Below are 726 nucleotides of genomic sequence, written 5' to 3'. Positions count from 1 at the left end.
CGGGCGGCCGCTCCGCGGCCTTGCCTTCGCGCAGGCCACGGGTGCGCGGGCGGGAAGGCCAGGCTGCGCGCGGGCCGCCTTCGCGGCCTGGGCGCGCGGGGCGCGCCGCCGGCACGTTGCTGGCGGATGCAGGCTCCTGTGCCGGGTCACGCTGCCTCCTCGGCCCGCAGCATCATCGCGTGCAGGCGGCCGAGCAGGAGGGCGAAGGCGGGGTAGAGGCCCGCCGTCAGCGCCGCCTGGTACATGGCCGGTGCGGGGGGCGGCAGCGACAGTGTCATCAGCGCCGTCAGCAGGTAGCCCGCCGCCGCCGTGCCGGCCGCGAAGGCGCAGAAGGCGAGCCAGGCGACCAGGAAGCCCTGCCGGGCCAGGAAGCGCCGGCATGCCAGTGCCAGCCCATGCGCCAGCAGCAGCGTCAGGACCCCTGTGCCGAGCGGCGCCAGCGAGAGCAGGTCCTGCAGCAGACCCAACACGAACACAGCCGCGGCCGGCATCGCCGCGGGGCGGAAGACGGACCAGAACACGACCTGTGGCAGCGTCACGGCGGCCACCAGCGCGGCCACGCCGGTCGGACCGCCGGCCATCACCATCACCAGCATGGCGCAGAGCGTCGGCAGGACCGCGCGCGCCATCGCCTCGGCGCGGCGGACCAGGCCGGTGGAAGGCTGCCGCCGGCCGCCCCCGCCCCGGGTCCCCGGCGCGCGCGCGGGGCGGGCCCCCCGCGCCCGC

Annotated in this window: 1 protein-coding gene; it reads right to left on the bottom strand. The window is 78.1% G+C overall.

The genetic code is table 11. The annotated features are described in order from the left end of the window. Positions 1–146 precede the first annotated feature (146 nt). Positions 147–726 (bottom strand): rod shape-determining protein MreD (mreD, locus tag AC1MIR_RS16210; RefSeq protein WP_480029220.1); only part of this gene is annotated, 580 nt, incomplete at its 5' end.

It is taken from the genome of Falsiroseomonas sp. RANM36, assembly GCF_056682175.1.
This window is presented reverse-complemented; position numbering and strand designations above follow the sequence as displayed.